Annotated in this window: 6 protein-coding genes and 1 pseudogene (1 of these 7 only partly in view); 3 read left to right on the top strand and 4 right to left on the bottom strand. The window is 46.1% G+C overall.

Annotation, left to right across the window (positions count from 1 at the left end; translation table 11 throughout):
- The 3 genes and pseudogenes from ABUA47_RS08960 to ABUA47_RS08950 all read right to left on the bottom strand — a co-directional run.
- Nucleotides 1-375: EFR1 family ferrodoxin (locus ABUA47_RS08960; RefSeq protein WP_349831553.1), on the bottom strand; the 375-nt coding region annotated here is incomplete at its 3' end.
- A gap of 205 nt (nt 376-580) precedes the next feature.
- Complete coding sequence (locus ABUA47_RS08955; RefSeq protein ID WP_349831552.1) at nt 581-2,743, bottom strand: glycoside hydrolase family 97 protein; 2,163 nt, start codon at nt 2,741-2,743, stop codon at nt 581-583.
- A gap of 218 nt (nt 2,744-2,961) precedes the next feature.
- Nucleotides 2,962-3,428: pseudogene (locus ABUA47_RS08950) on the bottom strand (hypothetical protein).
- 725 nt (nt 3,429-4,153) lie between these two features.
- Here ABUA47_RS08950 and crcB point away from each other — a divergent pair.
- The 3 genes from crcB to eno all read left to right on the top strand — a co-directional run bounded on the left by crcB (nt 4,154) and on the right by eno (nt 6,568).
- Nucleotides 4,154-4,531, top strand: coding sequence for a fluoride efflux transporter CrcB (gene crcB, locus ABUA47_RS08945; RefSeq protein ID WP_005826820.1), 378 nt, complete (start codon nt 4,154-4,156; stop codon nt 4,529-4,531).
- A gap of 13 nt (nt 4,532-4,544) precedes the next feature.
- On the top strand, nt 4,545-5,213 hold the full coding sequence (locus ABUA47_RS08940) for a pentapeptide repeat-containing protein (protein WP_016273353.1): 669 nt from the start codon (nt 4,545-4,547) through the stop codon (nt 5,211-5,213).
- Nucleotides 5,214-5,278: 65 nt separating this feature from the next.
- On the top strand, nt 5,279-6,568 hold the full coding sequence (gene eno, locus ABUA47_RS08935; protein ID WP_349831551.1) for a phosphopyruvate hydratase: 1,290 nt from the start codon (nt 5,279-5,281) through the stop codon (nt 6,566-6,568).
- Between the two features lie 96 nt (nt 6,569-6,664).
- Here eno and ABUA47_RS08930 read toward each other — a convergent pair whose 3' ends face one another.
- A protein-coding gene (locus ABUA47_RS08930; protein WP_349831549.1) for a glycoside hydrolase family 3 N-terminal domain-containing protein crosses the window boundary here: on the bottom strand, nt 6,665-7,423 show its end. The gene runs 1,557 nt beyond the window's last position; the window shows 759 of its 2,316 coding nt (coding positions 1,558-2,316); the start codon falls outside the window, past its right edge; it ends in the stop codon at nt 6,665-6,667.

Here is a 7,423-nt window from a genome sequence, read left to right as displayed (position 1 = left end):
CCTTGCACCATAGGTGAGGACAGCAAACTTGTATTCTGCCTTCAGTTTTGCTTTCCGAATGAACTGCCGTACCATATAGGGAGGCATATGACCGTAGATGGGATAAACGATGCCGATTTCATCTGCCTCAAATTCATACTTCCCCCGTTTCACCATCTGAGGGATACTCAACAATTCTGCGTTCTCTCCAGCCAACTGACGGGCGATGTAAAGACTGTTACCCGTTCCGGTAAAATAAAAGATGATACGCTTACTCCTTTTTGTTTCGCAGGATGCCAACGAGAGTAGGCCGGAAGATGCGATAGCACTGCTCATCACGGCAAATCCCATACGCTTTAAAGCCTCCCGACGACTGATTTTCTTATCCGTATTCATATCTCTGATTTTTAATGATTATGCAATCTGTTATCTGAGTGCAAAAATAAAGGTTTCCCCAAAGAACGAACTTACCAAAAACTCGGGTCTTGATGCTATTTTTACGGTATAAGAATGAGCTTACCCTAACACAAAAAAAGCCCCGCAAAGATTGGACTTCTGCGGGGCCTCACTAATGCCTAATAAAAACTCTTTCTACCCTAAATTATCTCCACTTCTTCACAGCTTTCTTGTCAGCCGGAGTCGCTTCAATCAAGCTCAATGCAAAACCACCGCTACGCGCTTCCTTCACGGACCTTTTGGTCTTGCTGGTTACGATACCCTTCTTTATCTGATAAGAAGTAGGGTTCTCCTTGTAATCAGCATCTTTACCGTCGGCATAGAGAGTGGCTACGTATTGCTTGCCCGGTTCAAGGAAGTCGAGCGTAAAGTTGGCTGTACGTGCATTCTCGTCTGTAATACCTCCAACAAACCAGTTGCCGGTTCCTTTTGCCTTACGGGCCACGGTAATGTAATCACCCGGTTCTGCTTCAATGTACTTGCTGTCGTCCCAGTCTACTGCCACATCCTTGATGAATTGGAAAGCATCCATGTGCTTTTCGTAGTTCTCAACCAAGTCGGCAGCCATCTGCAACGGGCTGTATAAAGTTACATACAGAGCGAGTTGCTTAGCAAGTGTAGTCTGCACTTGTCCGTGGGGCAAATCGCCCATAAAGTCAAGTTTGGTATCGAAGATACCCGGTGTGTAATCCATCGGACCGCCAATCAAGCGGTTGAATGGAAGCAATGTGGTATGGAACGGTTTGCTACCGCCGAATGCCTCATATTCAGTTCCTCGTGCAGATTCGTTGCCAATCAAGTTAGGATAAGTACGGCACAAACCGGTAGGGCGTACAGCTTCGTGCGCATTTACACAAATTTTGTAGTCGGCTGCCTTCTTCACGGCATAGAGGTAGTGGTTGTTCAGCCATTGCCCATAATGATGTTCACCACGGGGAATCATATTACCTACATATCCGCTCTTCACGGCATTGTAGCCATTATCCACCATAAACTGATAGGCCTTGTCCATGTGACGTTCGTAGTTGCGCACCGAACCGGATGTCTCATGATGCATCATCAGCTTCACGCCTTTGCTCTTGGCATATTCATTCAGCATCTTCACGTCGAAATCGGGATAAGGGGTCACAAAATCGAATACATAATCCTTGGATTTGCCAAACCAGTCTTCCCAGCCTTCATTCCAGCCTTCTACCAATACTTGGTCCAGACCGTGCTCGGCTGCGAAGTCGATGTACTTTTTTACATTTTCGTTAGTGGCACCGTGACGGCCATTGGGCTTCATTTTGGAGTAGTCCACTTCACCCAGTTTGATGGAGGGAAGGTCGTCTGTATATGCCCAGGTGCTCTTACCTGCAATCATTTCCCACCATACACCTACGTATTTCACGGGCTTAATCCAGGAAACGTCCTCGTAAGCACAAGGTTCGTTCAAGTTCAGCGTGATTTTAGAGGCAAGGATGTCACGAGCATCGTCGCTTACGATAACCGTACGCCACGGTGACGTGCAGGGAGCTTGCAGATAACCTTTATCGCCTACTGCATCGGGAGTAAGCCAAGATTCAAAAACAAAATTCTTATCATCCAGATTCAAGTGCATGCAAGAGTAATCCACCAAAGCAGCCTCGTGCAAGTTGATGTACAAACCATCAGCAGTCTTCATCTGCAAAGAAGTCTGAACACCGGTGGGCGAAAACGGGGTTTGTGAAGAGTTAGGCGTAATGGCCCCTTTCATCAACCCGCGAATTTCAGAAAGTTTGGATTCTGTGTAATCATATTCCTGCGTATCGTAGTCGCCCGGAATCCAGAAGGCTGTATGGTCGCCAGTCATGGCAAACTGAGTACGCTCCTCCTTAATCACGAAATAGTTCAAGTTCTTCTGCAAAGGGAACTCATAACGGAAGCCCATACCATCGTCGAACAAACGGAAGCGGATAATGATGTTCCTATCCTGCGCCTTTTGGTTGAGCGTCACAGCCAGCTCATTGTAGTGGTTACGGATTTGCTTTACTTCACCCCATACCGGTTCCCAAGTCTCGTCGAAAGTGGAAGTCTTTGCATCCGCCAGCGTGAAGCCATTCATCAGACCGGGGTCGTTCTTCAGTTCGAGTCCTAATTTGGAAGGGTTAATCACCGGCTTTCCTTTGTAAGAAAGTTCGTAAACGGGTTCGCCTTGCGCATTTACCGAAAAATTCAATTGAAGTTGTCCGTTGGGAGAGGTAATACTCTCTGCCATTGCTACGCCGCTCACCAACAAAACGAGCAGGAAGCAGGCTAATTTTGTACAGATTGCTTTCATGTTTCTCATGCTATATTTATAAAATTATGTTCCAGATGCAAATATAGGCAGGAAAGAAATACACTCTGACGCAATTAAACTAGAATGATAGATGATTTATCGGCAAACGTTTGCATGAAAACCAACTTCCCTTGAACAATATCCTGCCTACAAACAAAATAGAAGGAGAAGTATCGCTACGAAAACTTCGCCCTCCATATTTTTACAACTTTAATCGTGCACTGGAATTATCCCAAAGGATTTTCACCTTGGTCCCCGTCATTGCCTCCCGAAGGATTGGAGTTATCCCCTCCACCATTGCTACTTCCATCCGTATAGTCCGTATCGGGAACCACCATCTTGGTGACGCTCATATTGCCCAACATTTGACTAAAAGCTTTCCCCGGAAAAAACAGAATACGGCCGAAACGCCAGCCTCCGTATCAGCACTCTTCCCTACAAAAGAAGGGCGGAACAATCCGAAATCACCTAAACGAACAGTCTTTCCATCGTCTATTTCTTCCGACATGATGTCCACCAGTCCTGCAGCCACTAAGTCCACCGTCTTTCTGTGAATACCAAGAATACGGCTCACTTTGGCACACAACTTATCAAAATCCAATTCACCCGCTCCTACGGATTTAGCTACATACTTTACATTTTTGTCCTTGTCAAAACCAAAGATTCTCTTTGCCACTACATACTGAAGTCCCATAATTTTTAATGTTTTAGAAAGTTAATATAATAATGTAATAAATAGGCCGAAGCCTTTTCCTCTCTTTCAAGAAGTGGAGATCCATCGTGAGGCCTCAACGATAAACTTTCATTCTCTTGAATTCGATGTTGCAAAGTTAGGGTGTGAATGACGGGAATACAAGGAAATGACATCTACAACCAATTTCGTTAAAACTCTAAAAAACAACAAATTAAGAACAACCCTTCTCTACAAGTGAAGAAAGAAAGGCAGGAAGAGAATGAGAAGGAATGGATACAATCTCTACAGCCAATGAAAATAAATCGCTGATTATCAAGACAAGGTTCTAGAGAGGTCTCTACAATATGGCATTTGAACGGTTAAGACCTCAATTTCAAGAGTGGCTCAAGTTTCACTAGTTATTACCGTATCCAAAAATACAGACAAACCAGTCATCCTTCCAAAGCCCCTTCTACTCGTTTACTAAAATCTCCCGGACATTTTACTAAATCTCCGGCAACGATTTACTAAATCTTCCTCCAAGATTTAGTAAATCGCTTCTGCCCCATCACGAACTATCCGGAACCAAGATTGGCAATCACTCATATCAAATATCAAAATTATATACATCCCACCAATAACTACTTCCCCCAGTACAGAATCGCTTTATGAAATTTCGGGCTATGATTTACTGAAATTCCTTTGTCTTCACTACCTTTGCAGCCAAAACCAACCCCAGAAAACCTATGACTAGATTACTGATAGCTATATTCCTTGGCGGCGGTACCGGCAGCGTACTGCGCTACTGCGTGCAGATGATGCTCCACGAGCGCATAGTCCCCTACTCTTTCCCATGGGCTACATTCACAGTCAATATCCTCGGAAGTTTCCTCATCGGGCTATTCTATACCTTATCCGCCCGTTTCAACCTTTCTACTGAGGTACGGCTGTTGCTGACTACCGGTCTGTGCGGAGGATTCACCACCTTCTCCACTTTCAGCAATGACGGACTGATTCTGATAAAGCAAGAATTCTACGGAATGTTTGCCTTATATACCTTATTAAGTATCACATTAGGAGTCCTGGCAGCCTTCGCCGGCGGCGCCTTCGGACGCTGTATATAACCCAAACACCCCTATGAAACCCAGCAAGCCTTTTGTCATGCCTCCCGTACGCATCATCCCTCCTACCTTAGAGGGACAAAGTGAAAGTTCCAAATCATTGGAAGAATGGCTGAATACGGAAGAAACTGTCAGAGACCTTCACTTCGGTAAACGGACAGAGGAACACATGGAGTATTCCTACAAAAGCATCACCAACTGTACTTTCAGTCATATCCAATTCAGCGCCTGCAAACTGAAATCCTGCCATTTCACTGATGTACGTTTTGAACATTGCGACCTTTCCAACATCTCATTTGCCGAAAGTTCTCTGTTCAGAGTGGAATTCATATCCTGCAAACTGGTGGGAACCAATCTGCCGGAAACAATATTGAACCATCTGACAATGAAGGACTGCAATGCCAGATACCTCAATCTTTCCATGAGTAAAATCAATCAAGCCCGCTTCACCTCTTGTGACTTGCGCAACAGCGACGTCAACGACTGCAAACTTGCCTCCATCGCCTTTGAAAACTGTGAGCTGGTAGAATCCGAGTTTTCACACACCCCTCTAAGAGGAATCGACTTGAGCGACTCGCACATAGGAGGTATACGCCTCAACCTGCCCGACATACGGGGAGCCATCGTCAATACTTCCCAAGCCATGGAGTTGACTGCTCTTTTAGGCATTACAATAAAGGATTAAAAACGAAAAACAATTCCTTGTTTTCATTTGTTAGTAAGATAGTTTATAATTAAAATTGACTGAATATGAAAATAGAGAAGATTATCGGACGTGAAATCCTCGATTCAAGAGGTAACCCAACTGTAGAAGTAGACGTAACCTTGGAATCCGGCTTCATAGGCCGTGCATCTGTCCCGTCAGGAGCATCCACGGGAGAACACGAAGCATTGGAACTGCGTGACGGTGACAAAAAACGTTACGGAGGCAAAGGTGTCCTGAAAGCCGTGGACAATATCAATAATATCATTGCTCCCAAGCTCATCGGTATGTCCGCCCTCGACCAGATGGGTATCGACCATGCCATGCTTGCACTGGACGGAACCAAAACGAAAGCCAATCTGGGTGCCAATGCCATCCTCGGCGTATCTCTTGCTGTAGCCAAGGCTGCCGCCGCTTACCTTGACATCCCACTCTACCGATATATCGGTGGTACAAATACCTATGTGATGCCTGTACCGATGATGAACATCATCAACGGCGGTTCACATAGTGACGCTCCCATTGCTTTCCAGGAATTCATGATACGCCCCGTAGGTGCCACTTCCTTCCGCGAAGGTCTGCGTATGGGTGCCGAAGTGTTCCACGCACTGAAGAAAGTCCTAAAAGACCGTGGCCTCAGCACAGCAGTAGGCGATGAAGGAGGTTTTGCTCCTAATCTAGAGGGTACAGAAGATGCCTTGAACTCCATCATTGCCGCCATCAAGGCTGCCGGATACGAACCGGGCAAAGACGTAATGATTGCCATGGACTGCGCTTCTTCCGAGTTCTACCATGACGGCATCTACGATTACACCAAATTCGAAGGTGAAAAAGGCAAGAAACGTACTGCCGACGAACAGTTTGACTATCTGGAAGATTTAATAAACAAGTATCCCATCGACTCTATCGAAGACGGCATGAGCGAGAACGACTGGGACGGCTGGAAAAAACTGACCGACCGTATCGGCAACCGTTGCCAGTTGGTAGGAGACGATTTGTTCGTCACCAATGTAGACTTCCTTGCAATGGGCATCGAAAAAGGCTGTGCCAACTCCATATTGATTAAAGTAAACCAGATAGGTTCGCTGACCGAAACACTGAATGCCATCGAAATGGCACACCGCCACGGATATACTACCGTAACTTCCCATCGTTCCGGTGAAACGGAAGATGCGACTATCGCAGACATAGCCGTAGCTACCAACAGCGGACAAATCAAGACCGGTTCGCTGAGCCGCTCAGACCGTATGGCAAAGTACAACCAACTGCTTCGCATCGAAGAAGAACTGGGAAGCAATGCGGTGTATGGATATAAGAAAGTTATAAGTAATAAGTGATGAGTTATTTGCCGGAAGGCGGGGCTTATAAAGAAGAAAGCAGAAGGGGCGAACCGTCACGGTCCGCCCCTTCTCTTTTTAACCTTAAATCAACAATCAATCTACTACCTTAAAGAAAACTTCTTCTCCACTTTGGCTATCCGGTGCCACCCAAAGAGCAAAGTCTCCGGCTTCCACCGTCTTCACCATATCTATATTCCAGAAAGCAAGTTCACTTATCGGAAGTTCAAACGATACATTTTTCTTCTCACCCGGCTTCAATGTGACGCGAGCAAAACGTTTCAGCTCTTTCACCGGACGGGTCACCGAAGCAAACTTGTCCTGCACGTAAAGCTGGGCTACCTCGGTACCTTCATACTTTCCGGTATTCTCAAGGTCGAAAGTCACAGTCAGCACATCTTCCTTCTTCAGATTGGCAGACGAGAGTTTCACATTATCATATTTGAACGTCGTATACGACAGACCGTAGCCAAACGGATACAGCGGATCGAAACCTGCATCCATATAGAAAGAAGTACATCCCAACGAAGTCTGCCCCGCTTCCAACGGAATGTCATTCAGCAAAACCTCATTCCGCGTAGCCGGACGTCCGGAACTGTTATGAGCATAATAAACCGGTATCTGTCCTACCATCTTCGGGAAAGTCACCGGAGTCTTGCCACTTGGCACAGCCTTACCCCACAGCAAGTCGGCCAATGCCGGTCCTCCCATGGTTCCGGGATGGAACGAATAAAGTACAGCTGACGAGAGTTCGACTTCCTTTCCTATGGTCAACGGACGCCCTGCCATTACGACAGTAACCACCGGTTTTCCCTGTCTCTGATACACATCTCCGAGCCCACGAGACGGAGTCCC

It is taken from the genome of Bacteroides sp. RTP31139st1_H2_RTP31139_211217 (genome assembly GCF_040227615.1).
Taxonomy (GTDB): Bacteria; Bacteroidota; Bacteroidia; order Bacteroidales; family Bacteroidaceae; genus Bacteroides; species Bacteroides uniformis.
This window is presented reverse-complemented; position numbering and strand designations above follow the sequence as displayed.

Excerpts from the sequence above, each read along its gene's own strand:
- ABUA47_RS08955 (WP_349831552.1), bottom strand. The coding sequence starts at position 2,743 with ATGAGAAACATGAAAGCAATCTGTACAAAATTAGCCTGCTTCCTGCTC.
- crcB (WP_005826820.1), top strand. The coding sequence starts at position 4,154 with ATGACTAGATTACTGATAGCTATATTCCTTGGCGGCGGTACCGGCAGC.
- ABUA47_RS08940 (WP_016273353.1), top strand. The coding sequence starts at position 4,545 with ATGAAACCCAGCAAGCCTTTTGTCATGCCTCCCGTACGCATCATCCCT.
- eno (WP_349831551.1), top strand. The coding sequence starts at position 5,279 with ATGAAAATAGAGAAGATTATCGGACGTGAAATCCTCGATTCAAGAGGT.